Below are 22,452 nucleotides of genomic sequence, written 5' to 3'. Positions count from 1 at the left end.
AAAGAGACATGACATGAACGAACAAAATCTATCGAAAGTGCAGGGGAGCGAAGACACGCGCAGCAAATTGCGCCGCCTTCCGCTGATCGCCACCATGAGCATCGTCGCCTGCGTGGGCGTGGTGCTGGCAGCGTTGTTGTCGCGGGCGCCGCAGGCGGCTTCGGTGCAAGCGCCGTCGCCCTCGGCCGGCGCCAGTGTTACCATCAAATTGACTGGTGTCGCCGGCAGCAAAGGCATGGTCATGGCGGCCTTGTGCGACAAGGCGACCTTCCTCAAACGCTGCCCTTATATGCAGACCGTGGCCGCATCACCGGTCGTCAATCTGAAGTTTGAAGGCGTTAAACCTGGCGTGTATGCGGCCATGCTGTTCCACGACGAGAATGGCAACGGTGAATTCGATCGCTCGCCCAACGGCATGCCGCTGGAGGGTTATGCCTTTTCTCGCAACGCCAAGGGCAATTACGGGCCACCGTCCTTCGAGGATGCGGCGGTTGAAGTCAAGGCCGGTAAAGCGGTTCTCGATATCGACATGGTCTACTGATGGCGGCCATTCTGGAAGTTGACGCGGTATCGAAGCACTATCTGCGCGGCGATGAGCGCATCGTGGCGCTGGACCGGGTATCGTTCCGCATCGATCAACCCAGCGTGACGGCCATCGCGGGGCCGTCGGGCAGCGGCAAGAGCACCTTGCTCGGCATGCTGGCGCGTTTCGACCGGCCGGACAGCGGCAGCATCAGCGTTGATGGTGAGCGCCTGGACCGGATCGCGGAACCGCAGCTGGACCAGTACCGCAACCGCAAGCTCGGTTTCGTTTTCCAGCAATTCAATCTGGTTGGCACGCTGACGGCGCAGGAAAATGTGGAGCTGGCGCTGGCGCCGCAAAAGCTGTCGCCGGCTGAGCGCAGCCGCCGCGCCGTTGAAGCGCTGCAGATGGTCGGCATGGATCATCGCCTCAAGCACGAGCCGTCCGAACTGTCGGGCGGGCAGCAGCAGCGCGTTGCCATCGCGCGGGCACTGGTCAATCGTCCCAGCCTGGTGATCGCCGACGAACCGACCGGTAACCTGGATGGCAAGACCGCGCAGCAGTTGCTGGAGCTGATCGGCAACCTGAATCGCCAGGTTGGCACCACCTTCGTCATCGCCACCCACGACCAGCGGGTGATGGACATGGCGCACAGCGTGGTGCGGCTGGCGGACGGCAGGCAGGTCGCATGAAGCAATGGCTGATACTCGCGTTGCGCAACGTGCGCCGCAATGGACGGCGCTCCCTTCTGCTGGGCGGTACGATAGGCGTGGGTACTTTGGCGTTGTTGCTGTTTGTGGCGTACATCGCGGCCTCGCTGGATGGCCTGCGCGAGAGCACCATCCGCAGCGGTCTGGGACACGCGCAGCTGGCCGGCGCAGGACAGTTTGACGGCTACGCCGAACAGCAGCTGCAATATGGACTGGACCGGCCGGCGCTGGCGCAGGTGGAAACGCTACTGGCGCAGGAACCGCAAGTGCGCCGCGTGGTCCCGCGCCTGCTGTTTGCTGGATTGGTATCGAACGGCGCGCGCACGCTCAATTTCGAGGGCAGCGGCGTGATGCCGGACCGCGAGCGCCAGGCGTTCGGCGCCTTCCAGACTTTGGCTGCCGGCGTCCCGCTGAGCGCGAAGCCGGCCGGCCGCTATCAAGTCCTGATCGGCAAGGAGATGGCGCGGCGGCTGGCGGTCAAGCCCGGCGAATCGATCACGTTGATGACGACCACCGTCAGTGGCAGCGTCAACGCGATGGATCTGGAAGTAGTGGGTCTGGTGGCGACCGGTGTTCCGCAGACCGATTTGTACCTGCTGCAAATGCCGCTTGAAACCGCGCAGGAACTGCTGCGCACGACCAAAGTGTCCAGCGTCGCGGTGCTGTACCAGGACACGGCGCAGGCCGAAGCCGTATCGACGCGCTTGCGTGCGGCCATGAGCGACGCGCATGTCGAGCTGCGCACCTGGCAGGCGCTGGCGCCACTGTATTCGCAGGTGCTGGCGTTGTACCGCAATCAGTTCCTGGTGTTCGGCGTTGTTATCTGCATCATCGTCTTCCTCGGCGTGGCGGCGATGACGCTGACCACCATCTATGAACGGGGCAGGGAGATCGGCACCATGCGCGCGATGGGCATAGGTCACGCACAGGTGCGGCGCCTGTTCGTCATGGAGGGCATGCTGCAAGGCGTGTTTGGCGCATGCGCCGGCGCGCTGCTGGCTTTCGCCGCCATCCTGCTGATCAACGCCGCGCATATCGAGCTGGCGCCGCCGCCCGGCCGCAACGCCGGCGTGCTGCTGCAAATGCTGTGGGTGCCGTCGTACAGCGCCGCCATCGTCTGCGCCTTGCCGCTGGTGGCGATGCTGGCCGCTTGGACGATCAGCCGCCGCATCGGCCGCATGCCGATCATGTCATCCCTTTCCATACAGTGAGCCAGCTTCATGCCATTTCAATTTGACCGCATCCGCTGGCTTGCAAGTTGTATCATCCTGATCGCCGGTCCGGCGATGGCCGCGCCGCCGGCGCCGGAGATTCTGCGGCAGGTGGACCGCTACCGCATGCCGTTCGACAGTTTCGAGGCGGCGGTGCGCATCGTGCCGGTGCAGGGTGGCCAGGAGCAGGAGCCCGGCACCTACGTGATACGTGGCGCGAATCACAATCAGGTGCTGGTGGAGGCGACCAGCATCGACCAGCGCGGTCAGAAATTCCTGACCACCGATACCGGCATCTTCTTCTACGCGCCCCGCACCCGCCGCGCTATCCGATTGACTCCGCTGCAAACGCTGCGCGGCAAGGCGTCGATCGGCGACCTGGCGCGGATCAGTTTCACGAACGATTATGACGCCGTGACGATGGAAACGCCTCCCGCGTCCTGCACGGGCGACTGCATCGCGCTGGCGCTAAGCAGCAAGAACGAAGCGGCGACCTATACGCGCATTACGCTGTTGGTGACGAAGCAGCGCGGCCAGTACGTGCCGCAGAAGGCGATGCTGTATGTCGCCAGCGGCAAGCTGCTGAAGATTGCGGAGTTCGACGCGGCTACGGGCGGCCTGCCGCCGGTGACTCGCTATTTCGATCCACAGCTGCCTGCCGAGCAAACGCGCGTGGTGTACGAGAAAATCAAGGCGGTGGAGTTCTCGGCCAGCACCTTCAATCCGCGCAGCCTGGAACAATGAACGTGCGTTGGCCGGCATTGATGGCGGGGTTCATGCTGTGCGGCGGCGCGCAGGCGGACGACGATTGGCTCGGCGGTTTCGCGTTGGCCAGCCAGGAATCCACGCGCTTGCAAGCGACACCGCTCAACGTCGATAATTTTCTGGCGATACCAACAAATAAATCGACGCTGGCGGGTCTGCTCGAAGGCCGTTTCCATGACCTGACCTGGCGCGCGCGTTTCGAAGCCCGGCGCAGCGACATCGATGGACAGCGTGGCGCTTCGTCAGCGACGCTTCAGGAACTGAATCGCGTATTTCAATTGACTCCGGCGGTAACGCTATCGTTTGGAAAACGCTTGTATGCGCTCGATCCATCCTTCGTCAACCAGCCGCTGGGCTTCCTGCAAAAACGCACGGACCTGAGCGATCCGCTGGATGAACTGGGACAGTCCGAAGGCTTGCCGATGGCGGTGCTGGGATGGACCGGTTCCCAGGCCAGCCTGACGGCGATCTACAGCAAGGACGCGGCGCGGCACGCGGATGGCTATAACCGCGGCGTCGAACAAACCATCCTCAAAATTGGTTACGAGTTCGAGCGCCTGAGCGCCAGCGTGCTGCTACGTCGCGCCAGCGGGGAATCCAACGGCATTGGCGCAACGCTGAGCGGGGCAATGGGAGAGCAGCTGTCGTGGTATGGGTCGGCTTACAGCGCACGCGGTACGCAGCGTCCCATCGCGGGCGCGGTGCTGTCCGGCGGCGGTGACGCCACACCAGCCTTCCTGCGCAGCGACGACGGCCGGCGCTACCAGCGGGCGACGGTCGGCCTGACCTGCACCTTGCCGGACCTGCCCAAACTCCAACTTGAATATGCCTATGATGGACGCGGCATGTCCGACAGCCAGTTTGACCGCTGGCTGGCGCTAATCGACCGCAATCTATCCTTGCCGCTACCGGACGCCGCGCGCAAAGGCTTGCAGGCGCAGGCCGCGCAGATGCTGGTCAGCCAGGGCGCCCGCCAGCGCTATCTTAGCGTCACGTTAGGTCAAACGGTGGGCGATTGGGAATTAGGCGGCGGCGTCTATGCCGGCCGGGACGACCGCAGCGCCGTCTGGCACGGCACGGCCGACTATCACTACTCGTCGCGCACTACACTGATGTTGTCGGCGCTACGCCAGACAGGCGACGCCCACTCCGAGCGTGGCCTGTCGCCATTGGGCAGTACATTCGCATTCCGGGTGCGCCTGGTGTTTTAGAACGCTAGCGTCTTGGATACTTCGCGGCCAGCGCGGGGAATAGCTGGGGTAAATCAGCTTCCTGCCATTCGATGCCTTCGGTGACGGCATACTCTACTTTGAAGTCGCGCTCCAACTCCCCAGCGCCTTTTGCGGCGTAGGCCTTGAGGGCGGCATACCCAAATAACTCAAGCTCAAAAAAATCGCGACGCGGGAACGATGCAAGCGAATCTGGTTTGGCAAGCGGCTCCTTGAAAGTCTTCTCTCCTTCGGAAATGAGCCAATCACGGAAGTATTTAAATCCATCGTCGGAGCAGCCGCCGTTCATCAGGGATGCCGCGCCCCAAAGACTCCAACGGTTGGCCTTGAGCAGGAGCGCTTCGTATCGTTGCTGGAAACTTTGAATTGCCTCGGGATCGAGAAATGAAAGGTGTTTTTGTAAAACTGCCGGTCTGGACTCGATACGAGTACCGGCCTCATTTTTTACCGCGTCTATGAGTTGCCAAAACTGTTGTTCATTCATTGGCGCCGAAGCTGAAAAAACTGGTGGCGAGGTAGCGCATATTGCAAGGCAACCTACGACAAGAAGGATGGAACGGCGTTGAATAAGCATACATGGTGTTCCTAGACTACTGCTCTAGGCGAGGCAGGGTTGTGTTAAATAGACATTTATTATACTCTATTGTTTTTAACAACCAACTGCCTACGCATAAAAATGAAAGCAATCATCACTGGCGGTAACCGGGGCATCGGACTCGAAATATCGAAGAAGCTGTTGAGCAAGGGATTCGAAGTGCATGTGCTGTCTCGATCGGGCGTCCAGGCTGCGGTGAGCGGATTGACCTCATGGACAGCCGACATTGGCGAATACGAACAGGTTGCGCGGATTGTCGAGGAGATCGGGACGCCTGATGTACTCATCAACAATGCCGGGATCATGAATGCGAAGACGGCAAGCGACTACGACAGCGAAGCGATACTCCACATGCTGCACGTGAACCTGATCTCAACGGTGCGCCTGAGTGTGCATGTGGCCGAGCGGATGGCGAGCAAGGGCGGCGGCCGCATTGTCAGCATGGGTTCCATCGCCGGCGAAATCGGCCATCCGGATATCTGGTACGGCGTTTCAAAGGCAGGCCTCATGAATGCGATGCGTTCACTGGCGCGTACCTATGGCCCCAAAGGCGTGATCGCCAACTCGGTTGCGCCGGGGCCCGTGGAAACTGAAATGATGAAAAACATTCCGCAAGAGAGAAAGAACCGTTTGATGGCCGCGACCATCAGCCAGCGATTCTGCCTTGCCGAAGAGGTTGCGGAGACGGTCAGCTGGCTGGCAACCGACGCGCCGCCGTTCATCAACGGCGAGGTGATCGACATGAACAACGGCACCAATTACCGGTAGTTTTCTGCTGCGGCCGCGCCTGTCAGCCAAGCACGTTCTTGGGCGCGCCCACTGCCCACGCCTCGACGTTGTCGATCAGCTGATCCACCAGCACCTGCATGGCCTGCGAGCTGGCCCAGGCCGAATGCGGCGTCAGGATGAAGTTGGGCAGCCGCAGGTTGAGCAGCACGTTGTCCTCCGGCGGCGGTTCCTTCACCAGCACGTCGAAGCCGGCGCCGGCGATCACGCCGCTGCGCAGTGCATCGGCCAGCGCGGTCTCGTCCACCAGCCCACCGCGCGCGGTGTTGATCAGCAGGGCGTTGCGCTTCATGCGGATCAGCTCTTTCGCGCTGATCATATTGCGCGTCTTGTCGTTCAGCGGCAGGTGCAGGCTGATGATGTCCGAGGTTTCGAGTACTTCGTCGAAGCCTGCTTCGCGCACGCCGTCGGCCGTGGCGTCCGGCAGCGGCGAGCGCGTATGCACGATCACCTCCATGCCGAACGCGCGCGCGATCTGCGCCACCGAGCGCCCCAGCGCGCCGTAGCCAAACAGGCCCAGACGGCTGCCCGCCAGGTCGGCGATCGGATGGCCGAACAGGCAGAATCGGTCGGACTTCTGCCACAAGCCGGCCTCGATGTCGGCGCGGTAGGCCACCAGCTGGCGGCGCAGCGCCAATATCAATGCGAAGGTGTGCTCGGGCAGCGTGTGCACCGCGTAGTTGCGGATGTTGGAGACGACGATGCCGCGCTCGCGGCAGGCCGCCAGGTCGACGATGTCGGTGCCGGTGGCGGCCACCGCGATCATCTTCAGGTCCGGCAGCTGCGCCAGGTCGGCCGCGCGCAACGGCACCTTGTTGGTGATGGCGATGGTGGCGCGCGCATCGCGCAGGCGCTGCATGGCGTCGGCCGCCGTAGTGGCCGGGTACTCGGTCCACTCGTGCGCGAACGCAGGCTTGCGGATGTTGGCGATCACGCTGTCGCGGTCGAGGAAAACGATGCGGTGAATATCAGTCATAGTGCAACCTCAAATGGAATCGGGCGCGCCGGCGGCGGGGCTTTCGGCAGGCGCATGCCCGGATGGTTGGAAAACAGTTCGGCGACCCATTCGACAAACACGCGCACCTTGGCCGACAGGTGGCGGTTCTGCGGATAGACCACGTGCACCGGCAGCGGATCGGTGCTCCAGTCGGCCAGCAGCTGTTCGAAGCGGCCGTCCTTGAGCATGGGCTCCATCATAAAGTTCGGCATCTGCAGGATGCCCAGTCCCGCCAGGCCGGCCGCAATGTAGGCGTTGGTGTCGTTGACGGCGATGTGGCCGGGCAGGGCGACCTGTATCCGGTGGCCGTCGCGGGAGAAGTCCCAGTCGAACAGCTTGCCGGTGCGGGATGAAAAATAGTTCACGCAGCGGTGGCGCATCAGTTCATCGGGATGCGCCGGCCGACCGTAGCGGTCCAGGTAGCCCGGCGTGGCGCAGGTGACGAATTGCAGGATGCCCACGCGCCGCGCGATCAGGTTGGAGTCGCCCAATACGCCGCCGCGCACCGCGCAGTCCACGCCTTCCTCGATCAAATCGATGGTGCGGTCGCTGCAGCCCAGTTCCAGCTGGATGTCCGGGTAGCGCGTGAAGAAGTCGGGCAGGGCGGGGATCAGCACGTCGCTGGCCAGGCCGGTGGGCGCGTCCACCCGCAGCCGTCCGCTGGGGCTCAGGCGCGTGCGCGACAGCGATTCCTCGGCCTCGCGCACGTCCGACAGGATGCGCAGGCAGCGCTCATAATAGGCGGCGCCGTCGGCCGTCACGCTGACCTGGCGCGTGGTCCGGTGCAGCAGCTTGACCGACAGCGTGGCCTCCAGCGACTGGATCAGCGTGGAGACGGTGGCCTTGGGCAGCTGCATATTGTCGGCCGCGCGCGTGAAGCCGCCGGCATCGACTACCTGGACGAAGACTTCCATTGCTTGCAGTTTATTCATCTATTCATCCCATTGTTCGGAATCCTGAACAATCAATTCGACATTGCACTATTTATCAGATTGTAGATCAAGTTTAAGATTGCTGTACTGCACCAAGAAAGTACATCGAAGGAAAGGGGTTCAACATGAAATATCGGAATGGAATTTTTGCAACGATCGCACTGGCGCTGACTTCGGTCGCCCTGGCGAGCGTGGTCTATACCGATGCCTACTCGCAGGCGGCCAAGGCCGAAGCGACCGGCGTTCGTGCCCTGACCGAGGCGGCCGCCGGCGAGACCTTCGCCTGCGCCGACACCGCCATGCTGTCCAGCCCATCGGATACGGTGCAAAGATGAGCGCAGCCGTCGAGCCATTGCCGCAGCTGTCGGAGCTGATCAAGGTCCGCTCCCTGGAAGTGCGCGGCGCGGAAGGCCCGTTGGCCGCCCGCCTGTACACCAGCGGCGAGGCCGGCATCAAGCGCGATACCTTGATCGTGTTCTTCCACGCCGGCGGCTTCAATGGCGGCGACCTGGAAGACGCCGACATCTTCCTGCGCCACATGGCCGACGACAACCAGGGCAGCACCGTGCTGGCCACGGCCTACACGCTGGCGACGGTGCAGCCTTTCCCGGCCGCCGTTGAAGACGCCCACGCGGTGCTGATCTGGGCTAAGAAGAACAAGGCCAAGCTGGGCTGGACCGGCAAGCGCCTGGTGGTGGCCGGCATTGAAGCCGGCGCCAACCTGGCGGCCGTCTGCGCGCTGATGTCGCGCGACCGCGGCGGCCCCGCGCTGGCTGGCCAGGTGCTGGTGATGCCGATGCTCGATCCTGGCCTGAGCACCTGGTCGATGCGCGAGATGCAGAACGCGCCGGAATTGCTGGACGTGGCCGACGCCTGCGCGGCGGCCTACCGTGGCTACCTGCCGAACGCCGCCGACCGTACCCATCCATACGCCTCGCCCTTGCAGTCGAGTCGTTTGAAGAACCTGCCGCCGGCACTGATCCTGTCGGCCGAAGACGACCCGCTGCGGGACGAAGCGGAACAATACGGTGCCAAATTGATCGCCTGCGGCGTCAAGACCACCGTCAATCGAATGCCACCGTCGCCCCTGAACGAAGCTGGGGCGCGCAACGAATGCGCGTGCAAGTGTTACGCGCTGGGAGAAATCGCCGGTTTCATCGCCGGCCTGGAACGGTCCGAGACGCCGCCAGCCGAATAGGGTTCCCCAACCTTTAAGCAGTATCTGCAATCACGTCCCCACTGGCTTGCCGGCGGGGCGCTAGTACCGTGTTTTCTCGCAATTCGTTGAGGGCAACCGGTGCCGCCATTTCTATTAATTATTTTCATATAAAAGGGAATAAACATGAAAACCATTAAACAACTCACCGTCGTAGCCCGGCCGCTGGCCGCCGCTATGGCGCTGGCGGGACTGGCCGCTTTCGGCCTCTCCGGTTGCGAAGACGCTACCGGCAAGACGGCTGAAGCACCGGCGGCAGCCGGCGGTCCTCCGATTTCGGCGGCAGTGGTCGTCGAGAAAACCATCACCGAAACCCAGGAGTTCTCGGGCCGCCTGGAAGCGATCGAGCAAGTGCAGATCCGTCCGCGCGTCGGCGGTTTCATCACCGCGATCAACTTCAAGCCGGGCAGCGAAGTGAAGAAGGGCGAAGTGTTGTTCGTCATCGATCCACGTCCGTTCCAGGCAGAAGCCAACCGCGCCGAAGCGGCAGCCGGCTCGGCCCGCGCCAAGGCCGACCTGGCCAAGGTGGAACTGGTCCGCGCTGAAAAACTGCTGGCCGACAAAGCCATCGCCCAACGCGAATACGACGCCTCGGCATCGAGCCTGAAACAGCTGGACGCCGATGCCCGCGCCGCGCAAGCGCTGTACGAAGCGGCCAAACTAAACCTGAGCTATACCCAGGTGACGTCGCCGATCAACGGCCGCGTATCGAAAGCGGAAATCACGCTGGGCAACCTGGTCGACGCTTCGGCGGTGCTGACTTCGGTGGTTTCGCTGGAGCGCATCTACGCTTCCTTCGACGGCGACGAAGACACCTATCTGCGCGTCGGCGCCGCAGCCCACCAGGGCAAGCCGGCCACCGTCAAGATCGGCCTGGCCAACGAAACCGGCTTCCCGCACGAGGGCAAGCTGGAATTCGTCGACAACCAGCTCGATCCACGCAGCGGTTCGGTGCGCATGCGCGCCACGCTCAACAACACCGACGGCATGCTGGTGCCTGGCCTGTTCGCCCGCGTGCAGCTGGCCGGCTCCACCGGCGCCAAGTCGGCGTTGATGATCAACGACCGCGCCATCAGCACGGACCAGAACCGCAAGTACGTGTTCGTGGTCGACAAGGACAACAAGGCCGAGTACCGCCCTGTGACCCTGGGACCTGCGATCGATGGCCTGCGCGTGGTGCGCGACGGTTTGAAGGCGGGCGAGAAGATCGTCGTCAACGGCTTGCAGCGGGTACGTCCGGGCGCGCCGATCACGCCGACCGTGGTCGCCATGGATTCCGATCCGCTGGCCGCCAACGTGCCGAAAACCGAAGTTAAAAAAGATGAAAAAGTAGCTGCGGTCGTTGCGAAGACCGACACTTCCAAGGAATAAAAACTATGAACATCTCTCGATTTTTTGTCGACAAGCCGATTTTTGCGGCGGTACTGTCGATCATCATTTTCGTCGCCGGCTTGATATCGATCTTCAAGCTGCCGATCTCGGAGTACCCGGACGTGGTGCCGCCATCGGTGGTGGTGCGCGCGCAGTATCCTGGTGCAAATCCGAAGATCATCGCCGAAACCGTGGCCGCGCCGCTTGAGGAACAGATCAACGGCGTCGAGAACATGCTCTACATGTCCTCGCAAAACACCTCGGACGGCGCACTGGCGCTGACCGTCACCTTCAAGATCGGCACCAACGTCGAGCAGGCTGAAACCCAGGTGCAGAACCGCGTCCAGCGCGCGCTTCCGCGCCTGCCGGAAGAGGTGCGCCAGATCGGTGTGACGACCGTGAAGTCGTCGCCCAACCTGACCATGGTGGTCCACCTGCAATCGCCGAACGGCCGTTACAACGACCTGTATCTGCGTAACTATGCAGTGTTGAACATCAAGGACCAACTGGCCCGCCTGCCCGGCATGGGTGAGGTGCAGCTGTTCGGTTCCGGCGACTACGCGATGCGTATCTGGCTGGATCCGCAGAAGGTGGCGCAGCGCGGCCTGACCGCCAGCGATGTCGTTGCCGCGATCCGCGAGCAGAACGTGCAGGTTGCCGCCGGTGTGATCGGCCAGGGTCCGACCAAGGGCGCTGACTTCCAGCTGACCGTCAACACGCAAGGCCGCCTGCAAAGCGAAGAAGAATTCGGCAACATCATCCTGAAGACCAACGGCGACGGCGCGGTGACGCTGCTGAAAGACGTGGCCCGCATGGAGATGGGTTCGAACTCCTACGCACTGCGCTCCCTGCTGAACAACAATTCGGCGGTGGCGATCCCTATTTTCGAAGCACCTAACGCCAACGCGCTGCAATTGTCGGCCGACGTGCGTGCGACGATGGCTCGCCTGTCGAAGGATTTCCCGGAAGGCGTCACGTACAGCGTTGTATATGACCCGACCCAATTCGTGCGTGAATCGATCCGCGCCGTGATCCACACCTTGGTCGAAGCGATCATTCTGGTGGCTCTGGTGGTGATCGTGTTCCTGCAAACCTGGCGCGCATCGGTGATCCCGCTGCTGGCCGTTCCCGTGTCGGTGGTGGGTACCTTCGCCGTCATGCTGGGCTTTGGCTTCTCGATCAACACGCTGTCGCTGTTCGGCCTTGTGCTGGCTATCGGTATCGTGGTCGATGATGCGATCGTGGTGGTGGAAAACGTCGAGCGGAATATCCAGAACGGCTTGTCGCCGCATGACGCGACCATCCAGGCGATGAAAGAGGTGAGTGGCCCGATCATCGCCATCGCGCTGGTGCTGTGCGCCGTGTTCGTGCCGATCGCTTTCGTATCGGGCCTGTCCGGCCAGTTCTACAAGCAGTTCGCGCTGACCATCGCCATCTCGACCGTGATCTCGGCATTCAGCTCGCTGACCCTGGCTCCGGCCCTGGCCGCGGTGCTGCTGCGTCCACACGATGCACCGAAAGATGCGCTGACGCGTGTGATGGACAAGATCTTCGGCCGCTTCTTCGGCTGGTTCAACCGCGTCTTCGGCCGCGCATCGCACGGCTATGAAACCGGCGTGACCGGCGTGTTGAAACGCAAGGGCGGTTCGCTGGTGGTGTACGCCGTGCTGGCTGTCGCTGCGGGCTTCATGTTCAAGATCGTGCCGCCGGGCTTCGTTCCTGCGCAGGACAAGCAGTACCTGATCGGCTTCGCCCAACTGCCGGACGCCGCTTCGCTGGACCGCACCGACGCCGTGATCCGCAAGATGTCGGACATCGCCAAGGACATCCCCGGCGTGGCTGATTCGGTGGCTTTCCCTGGCCTGTCGATCAACGGTTTCACCAATGCGCCCAACGCCGGTATCGTGTTCACTCCACTGAAACCGTTCGACGAGCGCACCAAGAAGAGCGAATCGGCTGAAGCCATCGCCGCTGAAATCAACAAGCGCATGGGCGCCATCGAAGGTGCGTTCGTGATGGTGCTGCCACCGCCGCCAGTCAATGGCCTGGGCACCACCGGTGGTTTCAAGGTGATGGTCGAAGACCGCGACAACCTGGGCTACGACGCGCTGTACAAGGCGATCCAGGCGGTGCAGATGAAGGCATGGCAGAACCCGAAACTGGCCGGCGTCTTCTCGAGCTACCAGATCAACGTGCCGCAGCTGTTCGCCGACATCGACCGCGCCAAGGCCAAGCAACTGGGCGTGCCGCTGCAGACGATCTACCAGACCTTGCAGATCAATCTGGGTTCGCTGTATGTGAACGACTTCAATCAGTTCGGCCGTACCTATCAGGTGCGCGTCCAGGCTGACCAGCAGTTCCGTTCGCACGCTGAAGATATCGCCCAGCTCAAAGTCCGCAACGACAAGGGCGAGATGATTCCACTGTCGTCGCTGATGCGCGTCAAGGACAGCTATGGCCCGGACCGCGTACAGCGCTACAACGCTTACGTGGCTGCTGAGATCAACGGTGGCGCCGCTCCTGGCGTGTCGTCGGGTGAAGCGCAGGCTGAAATGACCAAGATCCTCAATGAGGTTCTGCCTAAGGGTATCGGCTACGAATGGACGGAACTGGTGTATCAGGACATCCTGTCCGGTAACACGATGATGTATGTGTTCCCGCTGTGCGTACTGCTGGTGTTCCTGGTGCTGGCCGCTCAGTATGAAAGCTGGACCCTGCCGCTGGCGGTGATCCTGATCGTGCCGATGTCGATCTTCTGCGCGCTGGTTGGCGTGAAGCTGACCCACGGAGATAACAACGTCTTTACGCAGATTGCCTTGTTCGTGCTGGTTGGACTGGCGTCGAAGAATGCGATTCTGATCGTGGAGTTTGCACGCGAACTGGAACATCATGGCCGTACCATCGTCGAAGCCGCGCTGGAAGCTTGCCGCCTGCGTCTGCGTCCGATTCTGATGACGTCGATCGCATTCATCATGGGCGTGCTGCCACTGGTGTTCTCGCACGGCGCCGGTTCGGAAATGCGTCATGCAATGGGTGTGGCGGTGTTTGCCGGCATGCTGGGCGTGACCTTCTTCGGCCTGTTCCTGACGCCGGTGTTCTATGTCCTGCTGCGCAAGCTGGCCGTACGCCTGGAGAAGAAAAAACCTGCCGTGGCCGGCGACGCCGCTGCGGTAAAACTGGAAGGGACCCATTAATATGAACAAGCTGCATATGATCGCTAAAGGTGTGGCGCCTGTATTGGCAGCCTTGCTGATGACCGCATGCGCTGCGCCGGAATTCAAGCAGCCTGCGATGGACGTGCCGGTCGCGTTCAAGGAATCGCAGCTGCCTGCGCCGGTGAAGGTTGCCGCCGACGGCAGCACCTGGAAACAGGCGCAAGCCGCCGAAGCGCAACCGCGTGGCGAGTGGTGGCTGGCTTTCAACGATACGGCTCTCAATGAGCTGATCGCCGAAGCCACCAAGGCCAACGCCAACCTGGCAGTGGCCGCAGCCCGCGTCAAGCAGGCCCGCGCCATCGCCGGCATCGCCGAGGCGGACCGCATTCCGCAGGTCGGCGTCAACGTTGGCGCACAGCGTCAGCGCCAGTCCGACGTGGCGCTTGGCCTGCCGGCCGGCACGCCGGTCGCTCCGGGCAACGCGTTCAGCGCCAACCTGACGGCCAGCTACGAGGTCGACCTGTTCGGCCGCGTATCGTCCAACGTCAGCGCCGCCCGCAACGACGCCGCTTCCGTGGAAGCGACCTATCGTTCGGTGCTGCTGTCGGTGCAGGCCGATGTGGCGCAGACTTACTTCCGTCTGCGCGCCACCGACGCCGAACTGGAAACGCTGAACCGCACGGTGCAAACCCGCGAGGAAAACGTCAAGGTCAACCAGCGTCGTTTCGACCTGGGCGACATCGGCGAATTCGACCTGTCGCGCGCCAAAACCGAGCTGGCCACCTCGCGTGCCGAAGCCATCGGCCTGCAACGCCAGCGCGTGACGACCGAGCATGCATTGGCGGTCCTGCTGGGCAAATCGGCGGCCAGCTACACGGCCGGCGCCAGCCCGCTGCTCGATACTTCGCTGCTGCCGGTGATCCCGGCGGGCTTGCCGTCGTCGCTGCTGGAGCGTCGTCCCGACATCGCTTCGGCGCAGCGTACGATGGAAGCGGCTAATGCCCGCATCGGCGTCGCCAAGTCGGCGATGTTCCCGGCGCTGACCTTGAACGCCAACGCCGGCGGCATTTCGAGCAATACCGTTGCCGATGTGTTCAAGTGGAGCAGCCGTTCGTGGGTGCTGGGCGCGCTGATGTCGATGCCGCTGATCGATGGTGGCCGCAACAAGGCCAATATCACGCGCAGCGAAGCGGCGCTTGAGGAATCGGTTGGCACGTATCGCCAGAGCGTGCTGGTGGCTTTCGCGGAAGTGGAAGACAACCTGGCGGGCCTGCGCATCCTGGCTGGCCAGACCGCGCAGATCGAAGATGCCGTGGTGTCGGCACGCCGTTCCGCCGACCTGGCGCAGAAGCTGTATTCGGCCGGCCGTTCGAGCTACCTCGATCTGCTGGACGCGCAGCGCAACCTGGCGACTGTCGAACGCACCGCAGTGCAGTTGCGTGGCAATCGCGCAGTCACCACCGTGGCGCTGATCCGCGCCCTGGGCGGCGGCTGGGACGGCGCCAACGCGGCACAGAAGGTCGCGCAGCGATAAGCTGAACGGCCAATGAAAAACCCGCCGGCACTGAGCGCGATCTTGATCGCGTTCAGGCCGGCGGGTTTTTTTTCGTCAGCGGTGGGCTGGGGGCCACCGCGTACTACGAAATTACTTGGTGACGACAGGTGCTGGTGCAGCTGCTGCTTCGGCTTTCTCGGCCTTGGCGTGAGCCTTGGCTTTGGTTTTGGTCGCCTTGGCGTGGGCATCAGCCTTGTCTGCTTTTTCGTCAGCCTTGGCGACGGCGACATCTTTCTTGGCTTCGGCTTCTACCTTGGCGGTCTTGGCTTCGGCTTTGACGGCGGTCTTGGTTTCTTTAGCGGTGGCTTTGGCGTCGGTCTTGACTTCCTTGGCTTCGGCTTTCACGGCTGCCGGAGCGGCTGGCGCGGTGGCTGGGGTCTGTGCAAAAGCTGCGGTAGCGAACAGGCCGGCGATCAGGGTAGCGATAAGTTTGTTCATGATGAAATCCTCATTCAGGTTGATTTTAGAGCCGGGACAATTCCCGTGTCACTGAGCAAAAAACGCGGCCCGGATCGCCGTCGTTGACGGGCTTTACATTCGCTTACAAGCTCTCCAGATTGCTTACATGTTGGCTAGCGCACGGAGTCTGGAGCCAGGCGGGCATAATCTGCTCGAATGGGAGACGCTCTTAAAACCTACAAGTCGAAGCGTAATTTTGCGATCACGCCCGAGCCGCCCGAAGGAGGCGAGGAGGGCGGCGACGCGCTGGCCTTCGTCATTCAAAAGCACTGGGCCAGTCGTCTGCATTACGATTTCCGGTTGGAGCTCGATGGCGTGATGCTGAGTTGGGCCGTGCCCAAAGGCCCCAGCTACGACACGCACGACAAGCGCATGGCCGTGCATGTGGAAGACCATCCGATTTCCTACAACGACTTCGAGGGCACGATCCCGCCCAGGCAGTACGGCGCGGGCAAGGTGATCATCTGGGACCGCGGCGTGTGGCGGCCGCTGGGCGACCCGCGCAAGGCGCTGGCGGAAGGCAGCCTGAAGTTCGAACTGGCCGGGCATAAGATGCATGGCCGCTGGGCGCTGGTGCGCATGAAGGGCAAGGGCGAAAAGCAGGAGCCGTGGCTGCTCATCAAGGAGAAGGACGACTACGCGCGGCCCGCCGATGAGTTCAGCGTGGTGGATGAGATGCCGGACAGCGTCAAAGCGCTGCCGACGGCCGCGCCCAAGGCCGCCATGCCGGAAACGCTGTCGCCGCAACTGGCCACGCTGGTGGATGCGCCGCCGTCCTCGCCCGAAGACTGGCTATTCGAAATCAAGTTCGATGGCTACCGCCTGCTGGCGCGTGTCGACGGCAAGGACATCCGCCTGGTCACGCGCAACGGCAACGACTGGACGCATCACCTGCAAGCCCTGCGCGACGCCATCGTAAAAATGAGACTGCCGGCCGGCTGGTACGACGGCGAGATCGTCGTCCACGATGACAACGGCCGCCCGGACTTCGGCCTGCTGCAAAACGCCTTCGACGAAAACGATCCCGCCGACATCGTCTATTTCCTGTTTGATATCCCGTTCCACGACGGCCGCGATCTGCGCCAGGTGCCGCTGGAACAGCGTCGCGCCCGACTGCAAGCGCTGCTCGACAAAAAACCGTCCGACACCATCCGCTTCAGCGCCGCGCTGGACGCAACGCCGCAGGATATGATCGCGGCCGCATGCAGCATGGGCCTGGAGGGCATCATCGGCAAGCGGCGCGACAGCGCTTACACCTCGCGCCGCAGCGGCAGCTGGATCAAGCTCAAATGCGGCCAGCGGCAGGAGTTCGTCATCGGCGGCTACACCGATCCGCAAGGTTCGCGCAGCGGTTTCGGTTCCCTTCTGCTGGGCACCTACGACAAGGACGGCAAGCTGCAATATGCGGGCAACGTCGGCTGCGGCTTCAACGCCGGCACGCTGCACGACATCAAAAAAAAAATGGACAAACTGGCGGCGGACAAAAGCCCGTTCGCGCCCAATCGCGAGATCGACAAGAAAGCCCACTGGCTCAAGCCATCGTTGGTGGCGGAAGTCAGCTTTGGCGCATGGACGCATTCGGGTTCGATCCGCCACGCCGTCTTCAAAGGTCTACGCAAAGACAAGAAGGCCGACGCCATCGTCCGCGAAGTGCCGGCCCATCTCAAGGAGCAAGCAGACATGCAGCCAGCAAGCACAGTGCAGGGCAAGCTGCCCGCCACACTCAAGATCAGCAACCCCGATCGCGTGATCGACCAGCAAAGCGGCGCCACCAAGATCACGCTGGTGCGCTACTACGCGCTGGTCGGCGCGCTGATACTGCCGCACCTGAAGGGCCGCCCGGTATCGCTGGTGCGCGCGCCGGCCGGCGTCGGCGGCGAGTTGTTCTTCCAGAAGCACGCCGAGACCGGCAAGCTGCCCGGAGTTAAACATCTCAATCCCGCGCTCGATCCCGACCACCCGCCGATGCTGGAAATCGCCACCGAACGAGGCCTGCTGTCGGCGGCGCAGTGGAACGTGGTGGAACTGCACACGCAAAACGCCAACGCGTCCTGCTACGAAAAGCCCAATCGCATGGTGTTCGACCTCGATCCCGGCAAGGGCGTCACCTGGCCGCAGGTGCAGGAGGCGGCGCAGCTGATGCGTGCTTTCCTCGATCATCTGGGTCTGCCGGCCTTCCTGAAAACCAGCGGCGGCAAAGGGCTGCATGTGGTGGTGCCGGTGCGGCCGGGTTATGGCTGGGATGACGTCAAGGCGTTTTCACAGGCCATCGTGGCCCACATGGCGGAGCATATCCCCGAGCGTTTCGTCTTGAAGAGCGGGCCGCGCAACCGGGTCGGCAAGATCTTCATCGATTATCTGCGCAATAGCCGCGGCGCCACCACGGTGGCTGCTTGGTCGGCGCGCAGCCGGCCCGGCCTGGGCATCTCCGTGCCGCTGGCGTGGGAGGAGCTGGACGGCTTGCATGGGGCCGACCAATGGACCGTCGCCAACGTGCACACGCGGCTCGATGTCGGCAATGCGCCGTGGACCGCCTACGAGCAATCCGCCAAGGGACTGGCTTCGGCGATGAAAGTCTTGGGGTTCAAGCCCGGCGCTTCCTGAATGTTTTTATGGTGAAATTATTATTTTATATTGACAACAGGTGTTGTGAATGTTTTAATGACGGCTTGACACATAATTCAGGACCCTCCAGATGAAAAAGCTGCCCATTTTGTTAGCCGGTATGACCTTGTTCGGCTCGGCCCAAGCGACCGTCTATCAATTTGATTTCACAGCCAAAATCCAGGAAATGGTCGAGTTTTCGCCGTTGACGTTCAGCGGCGGCCCGGTTGCATCCAGCAGCCTGTCGGGCAGCACCGTGTCGGTCGGCGACCAGCTCACCGGCCATTTCAGCTACGACACGGCGACCGGCGTGTTCAGCCACTTCGGCGGCGGCACCATGTATGCCGCGCCTGCGGCCCAGAACAGCCTGGACGTCAGCATCGGCGGCGCCAGCATCGCCCTCGGCGGCGCGAGCTACAGCAGCACCAATGTGCAGGTCGCCAATAACGCCGCCGCCTTGGGTGGCGCGGACAGTTTCGGCATCGCCAACGTCTCTGCCAATGCCTACGCATCGCAGATGATGGCGGTGAGCTTCTTCGATAAATCCGGCTTGGCCCTGAGCGCGTCGACCATGCCGGGCCAGCTGGACTTCGCTAACTTTAGCCAGTCGAGCTTTTACTACACCTATTCCTCCAACGCGACCCACGCGATGATGGGCGCGAACGGCGCCTTGACGTCGGTGACGATCACGCAGGAGTCGATTCCGGTTCCGGTTCCCGAGCCGGAAACCTACGCCATGCTGCTGGTTGGCCTGGCAGCATTGACCTGGAAAGCGCGGCGCCGTTAATCAGGCACTGCGCGCCGCAGGGCGCCTGGCCGTCGTTTTCGTTTTCGGGGCGCGGCTTGACGATTTAGCCGGCCGCTTGCCCAGGCTGTCCTGCAGCAGCGCCACCAGATCCACCACGTTCGACGACCTGGCCGCCTTGGCCTCCGGCTCGGCGGTGGTGATGGTCTTGGTCTGGCCGGCCTTCACCTTCTTCTTCACCAGTGCCAGCACGTCATCCTTGTAGGTGTCGTGATACTGCTCCGGTTTCCATGCCTCGCTCATGCCCTCGACCAGCGACAGCGCCATCTGCAGCTCCTTGTCGCTGATGCCGGCCGCCTTCATGGTGGCGGGCGGCAGCTTCAATTCTTCCGCGCTGCGGATCTCGGCCGCATAGCGCAGCGTATTCAGCACGATCTTGTCCTCCACGCAGACCAAGGCGCACAAGTGCTGCTTGGTGCGGATCACCACCGTGGCGATGCCGATCTTGCCAGCCTTGCGCAGCGTCTCGCGCAGCAGCGCATACACCTTGGCGCCGCCGCGCGCCGGCGCCAGATAGTAGGGCTGCTGGTAGTAGGTCAGCGGCACCTCGGCGGCGTCGACGAAGGCCTGGATGTCGATGGTCTGCGTGGCCTCGACGTTCGCGCGCTTAAGGTCCTCGTCGGACAGCACCACGTATTCGTGGTCCTCGTACTCATAGCCTTTGACGATGTCGTCCCAAGTCACTTCCTTGCCGGTGTTCTTGTTGTAGCGCTTGTAGCCGACCGGCGAGAAGTCGCGCCGGTCCAGCATCGTCAGATCCAGCTCGTGCTCCTGCACCGCCGAATACATCTCGACCGGAATGTGCACCAGCCCGAAGCTGATGGCGCCTTTCCATAACGCGCGCGCCGCCATGGCCTACTCGCCGACGCTGCCGGTCACCGGCAGCACGATCCCGGTGATGTAGCTGGAGCAGCAGGGCGCCGCCAGGAACACATAGGCCGGGGACAGCTCTTGCGGTTGCGCGGGTCGCTGCATGTCGGTGTCGGCGCCGAACTGCGCCACCTTGTCGGCCGGCGCATCGGCCGGATTCAGCGGCGTCCACACCGGTCCGGGCGCGATGGCGTTGACCCGTATGCCATGCTCCAGCAGGTTGGACGCCAGCGACATCGTGAATGCATGGATCGCGCCCTTGGTGGTCGAATAGTCCAGCAGGTGCTTCGAGCCTTTCAGGCCCGTGACCGAGCCGGTATTGATGATGGCGGCGCCGCGCTTCAGGTAAGGCAGCACCGCCTTGGCCATGTGGAAGTAGCCGTAGACGTTGGTCTTCATGGTCAGGTCGAAGCGCTCTTCGGTCAGGTCGGCCAGTTTTTCGGCATGCTCCTGGAAGGCGGCGTTGTTGACCAGGATGTCGAGCCGGCCGAAGCGCTCATGCACCTGTTCGACGGCGCCGCGGCAGAAGGCGGCGTCGCGCACATCGCCCGGCAGCAGCATGCAGCTCTGGCCTTCCGCCTCCACATAGCGCTTGGTGTCGTTGGCGTCTTCATGCTCGCTCAGGTAGATGATGGCCACGTCGGCCCCTTCACGCGCATACAGCACCGCGACCGCGCGGCCGATGCCGGAGTCGCCGCCGGTGACGATGGCCACCATGCCGGCCAGCTTGCCGCTGCCGCAGTAATCGGGCGCGAGGAATTCTGGCTTGAGCTGCATCTCGGCCTCCAACCCCGGCTTTTCCAGGTGCTGGGCCGGCAGCGGCGTGCCGGGGTAGTCGTGCTGGGTAGTTTGCACCGGACCCTGGCGGTCGCCGAGCTGGCTGGAGCGCGCTTCCTGCTTGCTGCGCTCATCCGACTGGTCCTGGCGTTGCTGGATCTCGCGCTGCATGCTGGCCGCGTCGGGATCCGATTGATTCTTGGTGTTTGCCATGGCATCCTCCTTGAAGTCCACAGTATTTGCGGCTATGTGTCCTATGACGGTGCGCTCGTTCACACATATGCGGCAAAACCGCGACGCCAATTAGTTACCTTGGGGAATAGTCTAGTCTTTAATGCAAAAAATATTGCTAATTATGAACTTTATGGCACACTAGCGCGGGGATACATTTTTTTACATTAAAAAGCATGCGTAGGAGCAATATGATGGCGGACCGGAGCACTAGCGTAGGTGTCTTTTTCAACGCCACTGGCGAGCGGCGCGCGGAGTTTCAGGCCTGCTGCGGAGAGTTGTTCTCCCAGCTGACCATGACGGAGCACGTCGACGCCACGGCTACGGCCCTTGGCAAACGCCACGTGGACCTGCTGGTGCTGGACCTGAACGGCTACGAGCAGCTGAGCGAGCTGGCCGGCGTCGGCGCGCTGATACGAGGCCGCGCCGGCGCGCCGGTGCTGGTGCTGTGCGCCTACGAGCACAGCGCCTGGTTGCCGGAGCTGATGACCTACGGCCAGTTCGACTACCGCATCTGTCCGGTGCTCAGCGACGAGTTGCAGCAGGCGGTGCAGCAGGCGCTGGCGGTGCCGGCTGATGCGGCCGCCGCCTTGCAGCAAACCCTGCTGGACAAGGAAAAGGAACTGCGCGACCTGCTGGGCGTGCAGCGCAGCCTGCAACGCGCGCTGAGCGGCATCGACACCATCGAATCGATGTCTGCGCAGATCTGCCTGGCGCTGTGCAATTTCCCCGGCGTGCGCCATACCGCCGTGCTGCACATGAAGGAGCGGGGCGACCTGCAACTGGTGGCGCAGGAATCGCGCAACCACCTGGACCTGGCGCGCCTGCTGCAACGGCGCGACCGCCTGCTGCAATCGCCGCTGCGCGACGTGTTCCCGCCGCTGCTGGCGGTATCGCGTGGCGAGATGGTGCTGCTCGATGCGCCGGAAAAAGCCGGCGACCCGGAACTGGCCATGATGCTGCACGACCGCTGCGTGCGCATGGTGCTGGCGCTGCCGCTGCGCGCCGAGCCGGGCAGCGCTGAACTGGGCGCGATCTGCCTGATGTTCGACCGTCACATCACCTTCTCGCGCGAGCAGTTCGCCTGCTTCGCCAGCCTGGCGCAGTTTGTCAGCTTCGGCCTGGGCATGAGCGAATTGAAGCACCGGAATGAAGAATTGTCCGGCCAGATTACGCTGATGAGCACCGTCGACAGCGTCACCGGCGCCGCCAACCGCCGCGCCGGCGAGGACATGCTGGACAACGAAATCCGCCGCGCGCGCCGCTATGGCCTGCCGCTGGCGGTGCTGTCGTTCGACGTCGCCAGCTTCCACTCGGAAAACGATTTATACGGTTCCCCGGTCGGCGCGCAGACCTTGCGCGCGGTGGCGGACGTGGTCAATGGCAGGCTGCGCACCTCGGACCTGCTGGCGCGCATGCGCGGCGAGGAGTTCCTGATCATCGCCACCCACACCACTGCGGCCGACGCCATGCGGCTGGCGGAAAAACTGCGCGGCGCGATCGCCGAAGCGGACCTGCCGGGCAATGGCGCGGTGGTGATCAGCCTGGGCGTGGCCCAGGTTGGGGCGGACGAGAGCGGCGCCACTGTCCTCGACCGCCTGGATGCGTCGCTGCACCGCGCCAAGCGCGCCGGCCGCAACTGCATCGACGCCGCGCAATAA

The 22,452-nt window shown here is 62.9% G+C and carries 20 protein-coding genes; 14 read left to right on the top strand and 6 right to left on the bottom strand.

Annotation, left to right across the window (positions count from 1 at the left end; all coding sequences use genetic code 11):
* Window positions 1-13: 13 nt before the first annotated feature.
* The 5 genes from D0T21_RS10305 to D0T21_RS10285 are packed head-to-tail and all read left to right on the top strand — an operon-like array spanning window position 14 to window position 4,420.
* Window positions 14-541, top strand: coding sequence for a DUF2141 domain-containing protein (locus D0T21_RS10305; protein WP_116989924.1), 528 nt, complete (start codon window positions 14-16; stop codon window positions 539-541).
* Window positions 541-1,215 (top strand): ABC transporter ATP-binding protein, encoded by a 675-nt coding sequence (locus D0T21_RS10300; RefSeq protein ID WP_116989925.1) that lies wholly within the window; start codon window positions 541-543, stop codon window positions 1,213-1,215. Before D0T21_RS10305 ends, D0T21_RS10300 begins: the two co-directional genes overlap by 1 nt.
* Window positions 1,212-2,444 (top strand): ABC transporter permease, encoded by a 1,233-nt coding sequence (locus D0T21_RS10295; protein ID WP_116989926.1) that lies wholly within the window; start codon window positions 1,212-1,214, stop codon window positions 2,442-2,444. Before D0T21_RS10300 ends, D0T21_RS10295 begins: the two co-directional genes overlap by 4 nt.
* A 9-nt stretch (window positions 2,445-2,453) precedes the next feature.
* Complete coding sequence (locus tag D0T21_RS10290) at window positions 2,454-3,188, top strand: outer membrane lipoprotein-sorting protein (protein WP_116989927.1); 735 nt, start codon at window positions 2,454-2,456, stop codon at window positions 3,186-3,188.
* Entirely contained in the window at window positions 3,185-4,420 is a 1,236-nt protein-coding gene (locus tag D0T21_RS10285) for a hypothetical protein (RefSeq protein WP_116989928.1), read from the top strand. The genes D0T21_RS10290 and D0T21_RS10285 overlap by 4 nt, the downstream gene beginning before the upstream one ends.
* 4 nt (window positions 4,421-4,424) lie before the next feature.
* Here the strand turns inward: D0T21_RS10285 and D0T21_RS10280 are convergent, their stop codons facing one another.
* Window positions 4,425-5,012 (bottom strand): DUF4240 domain-containing protein, encoded by a 588-nt coding sequence (locus tag D0T21_RS10280; RefSeq protein WP_199538456.1) that lies wholly within the window; start codon window positions 5,010-5,012, stop codon window positions 4,425-4,427.
* Window positions 5,013-5,114: 102 nt separating this feature from the next.
* Here D0T21_RS10280 and D0T21_RS10275 point away from each other — a divergent pair, with 102 nt between their 5' ends.
* Window positions 5,115-5,801: an SDR family NAD(P)-dependent oxidoreductase gene (locus tag D0T21_RS10275; protein WP_116989930.1), complete on the top strand. Its 687-nt coding sequence runs from the start codon at window positions 5,115-5,117 to the stop codon at window positions 5,799-5,801.
* 22 nt (window positions 5,802-5,823) lie between these two features.
* On the opposite strand, the gene D0T21_RS10270 is transcribed toward D0T21_RS10275, so the two are convergent.
* Complete coding sequence (locus tag D0T21_RS10270) at window positions 5,824-6,795, bottom strand: D-2-hydroxyacid dehydrogenase (protein WP_116989931.1); 972 nt, start codon at window positions 6,793-6,795, stop codon at window positions 5,824-5,826.
* Entirely contained in the window at window positions 6,792-7,748 is a 957-nt protein-coding gene (locus tag D0T21_RS10265) for a LysR family transcriptional regulator (RefSeq protein WP_116989932.1), read from the bottom strand. Before D0T21_RS10265 ends, D0T21_RS10270 begins: the two co-directional genes overlap by 4 nt.
* Before the next feature lie 125 nt (window positions 7,749-7,873).
* Here D0T21_RS10265 and D0T21_RS10260 point away from each other — a divergent pair, with 125 nt between their 5' ends.
* The 5 genes from D0T21_RS10260 to D0T21_RS10240 all read left to right on the top strand — a co-directional run bounded on the left by D0T21_RS10260 (window position 7,874) and on the right by D0T21_RS10240 (window position 15,024).
* Window positions 7,874-8,083, top strand: coding sequence for a hypothetical protein (locus tag D0T21_RS10260; RefSeq protein WP_116989933.1), 210 nt, complete (start codon window positions 7,874-7,876; stop codon window positions 8,081-8,083).
* The gene (locus D0T21_RS10255; protein ID WP_116989934.1) at window positions 8,080-8,946 is read left to right on the top strand and encodes an alpha/beta hydrolase; all 867 of its coding nucleotides are present in this window, start codon (window positions 8,080-8,082) and stop codon (window positions 8,944-8,946) included. Before D0T21_RS10260 ends, D0T21_RS10255 begins: the two co-directional genes overlap by 4 nt.
* 144 nt (window positions 8,947-9,090) lie before the next feature.
* Window positions 9,091-10,335, top strand: a complete 1,245-nt coding sequence (locus D0T21_RS10250; RefSeq protein ID WP_116989935.1) for an efflux RND transporter periplasmic adaptor subunit — start codon at window positions 9,091-9,093, stop codon at window positions 10,333-10,335.
* Window positions 10,336-10,340: 5 nt separating this feature from the next.
* Complete coding sequence (locus D0T21_RS10245) at window positions 10,341-13,529, top strand: efflux RND transporter permease subunit (protein WP_116989936.1); 3,189 nt, start codon at window positions 10,341-10,343, stop codon at window positions 13,527-13,529.
* 1 nt (window position 13,530) lies between these two features.
* Window positions 13,531-15,024, top strand: coding sequence for an efflux transporter outer membrane subunit (locus D0T21_RS10240; RefSeq protein ID WP_116989937.1), 1,494 nt, complete (start codon window positions 13,531-13,533; stop codon window positions 15,022-15,024).
* Between the two features lie 111 nt (window positions 15,025-15,135).
* Here D0T21_RS10240 and D0T21_RS10235 read toward each other — a convergent pair whose 3' ends face one another.
* A complete protein-coding gene (locus tag D0T21_RS10235) occupies window positions 15,136-15,483 on the bottom strand; it encodes a hypothetical protein (protein ID WP_116989938.1) in 348 nt (115 codons plus the stop codon).
* Between the two features lie 177 nt (window positions 15,484-15,660).
* Here D0T21_RS10235 and ligD point away from each other — a divergent pair, with 177 nt between their 5' ends.
* Together ligD and D0T21_RS10225 are read left to right on the top strand one after the other, a co-directional pair.
* Window positions 15,661-18,108 (top strand): DNA ligase D, encoded by a 2,448-nt coding sequence (gene ligD / locus D0T21_RS10230; RefSeq protein ID WP_116989939.1) that lies wholly within the window; start codon window positions 15,661-15,663, stop codon window positions 18,106-18,108.
* A 91-nt stretch (window positions 18,109-18,199) separates the two neighbouring features.
* Window positions 18,200-18,895 (top strand): PEP-CTERM sorting domain-containing protein, encoded by a 696-nt coding sequence (locus tag D0T21_RS10225; RefSeq protein ID WP_229211433.1) that lies wholly within the window; start codon window positions 18,200-18,202, stop codon window positions 18,893-18,895.
* Here D0T21_RS10225 and D0T21_RS10220 read toward each other — a convergent pair whose 3' ends face one another.
* Together D0T21_RS10220 and D0T21_RS10215 are read right to left on the bottom strand one after the other, a co-directional pair.
* A complete protein-coding gene (locus D0T21_RS10220; RefSeq protein ID WP_116989941.1) occupies window positions 18,896-19,765 on the bottom strand; it encodes a Ku protein in 870 nt (289 codons plus the stop codon).
* Between the two features lie 3 nt (window positions 19,766-19,768).
* A complete protein-coding gene (locus tag D0T21_RS10215; RefSeq protein WP_116990067.1) occupies window positions 19,769-20,773 on the bottom strand; it encodes an SDR family oxidoreductase in 1,005 nt (334 codons plus the stop codon).
* A gap of 209 nt (window positions 20,774-20,982) precedes the next feature.
* Here D0T21_RS10215 and D0T21_RS10210 point away from each other — a divergent pair, with 209 nt between their 5' ends.
* Window positions 20,983-22,452 (top strand): GGDEF domain-containing protein, encoded by a 1,470-nt coding sequence (locus D0T21_RS10210; protein WP_229211432.1) that lies wholly within the window; start codon window positions 20,983-20,985, stop codon window positions 22,450-22,452.

The sequence above is a fragment of the Duganella sp. BJB476 genome (assembly GCF_003416895.1).
Lineage (GTDB): Bacteria > Pseudomonadota > Gammaproteobacteria > Burkholderiales > Burkholderiaceae_D > Rugamonas.
The sequence above is the reverse complement of the archived record's forward strand: the minus strand, read 5'-3'. Positions and strand labels throughout refer to the sequence as shown.

Bases quoted from the DNA above. Each gene is read 5' to 3' on its own strand.
- D0T21_RS10305 (WP_116989924.1), top strand. From the start codon at position 14: ATGAACGAACAAAATCTATCGAAAGTGCAGGGGAGCGAAGACACGCGC.
- D0T21_RS10300 (WP_116989925.1), top strand. From the start codon at position 541: ATGGCGGCCATTCTGGAAGTTGACGCGGTATCGAAGCACTATCTGCGC.
- D0T21_RS10295 (WP_116989926.1), top strand. From the start codon at position 1,212: ATGAAGCAATGGCTGATACTCGCGTTGCGCAACGTGCGCCGCAATGGA.
- D0T21_RS10290 (WP_116989927.1), top strand. From the start codon at position 2,454: ATGCCATTTCAATTTGACCGCATCCGCTGGCTTGCAAGTTGTATCATC.
- D0T21_RS10285 (WP_116989928.1), top strand. From the start codon at position 3,185: ATGAACGTGCGTTGGCCGGCATTGATGGCGGGGTTCATGCTGTGCGGC.
- D0T21_RS10280 (WP_199538456.1), bottom strand. From the start codon at position 5,012: ATGCTTATTCAACGCCGTTCCATCCTTCTTGTCGTAGGTTGCCTTGCA.
- D0T21_RS10275 (WP_116989930.1), top strand. From the start codon at position 5,115: ATGAAAGCAATCATCACTGGCGGTAACCGGGGCATCGGACTCGAAATA.
- D0T21_RS10270 (WP_116989931.1), bottom strand. From the start codon at position 6,795: ATGACTGATATTCACCGCATCGTTTTCCTCGACCGCGACAGCGTGATC.
- D0T21_RS10265 (WP_116989932.1), bottom strand. From the start codon at position 7,748: ATGAATAAACTGCAAGCAATGGAAGTCTTCGTCCAGGTAGTCGATGCC.
- D0T21_RS10260 (WP_116989933.1), top strand. From the start codon at position 7,874: ATGAAATATCGGAATGGAATTTTTGCAACGATCGCACTGGCGCTGACT.
- D0T21_RS10255 (WP_116989934.1), top strand. From the start codon at position 8,080: ATGAGCGCAGCCGTCGAGCCATTGCCGCAGCTGTCGGAGCTGATCAAG.
- D0T21_RS10250 (WP_116989935.1), top strand. From the start codon at position 9,091: ATGAAAACCATTAAACAACTCACCGTCGTAGCCCGGCCGCTGGCCGCC.
- D0T21_RS10245 (WP_116989936.1), top strand. From the start codon at position 10,341: ATGAACATCTCTCGATTTTTTGTCGACAAGCCGATTTTTGCGGCGGTA.
- D0T21_RS10240 (WP_116989937.1), top strand. From the start codon at position 13,531: ATGAACAAGCTGCATATGATCGCTAAAGGTGTGGCGCCTGTATTGGCA.
- D0T21_RS10235 (WP_116989938.1), bottom strand. From the start codon at position 15,483: ATGAACAAACTTATCGCTACCCTGATCGCCGGCCTGTTCGCTACCGCA.
- ligD (WP_116989939.1), top strand. From the start codon at position 15,661: ATGGGAGACGCTCTTAAAACCTACAAGTCGAAGCGTAATTTTGCGATC.
- D0T21_RS10225 (WP_229211433.1), top strand. From the start codon at position 18,200: ATGAAAAAGCTGCCCATTTTGTTAGCCGGTATGACCTTGTTCGGCTCG.
- D0T21_RS10220 (WP_116989941.1), bottom strand. From the start codon at position 19,765: ATGGCGGCGCGCGCGTTATGGAAAGGCGCCATCAGCTTCGGGCTGGTG.
- D0T21_RS10215 (WP_116990067.1), bottom strand. From the start codon at position 20,773: ATGGCAAACACCAAGAATCAATCGGATCCCGACGCGGCCAGCATGCAG.
- D0T21_RS10210 (WP_229211432.1), top strand. From the start codon at position 20,983: ATGATGGCGGACCGGAGCACTAGCGTAGGTGTCTTTTTCAACGCCACT.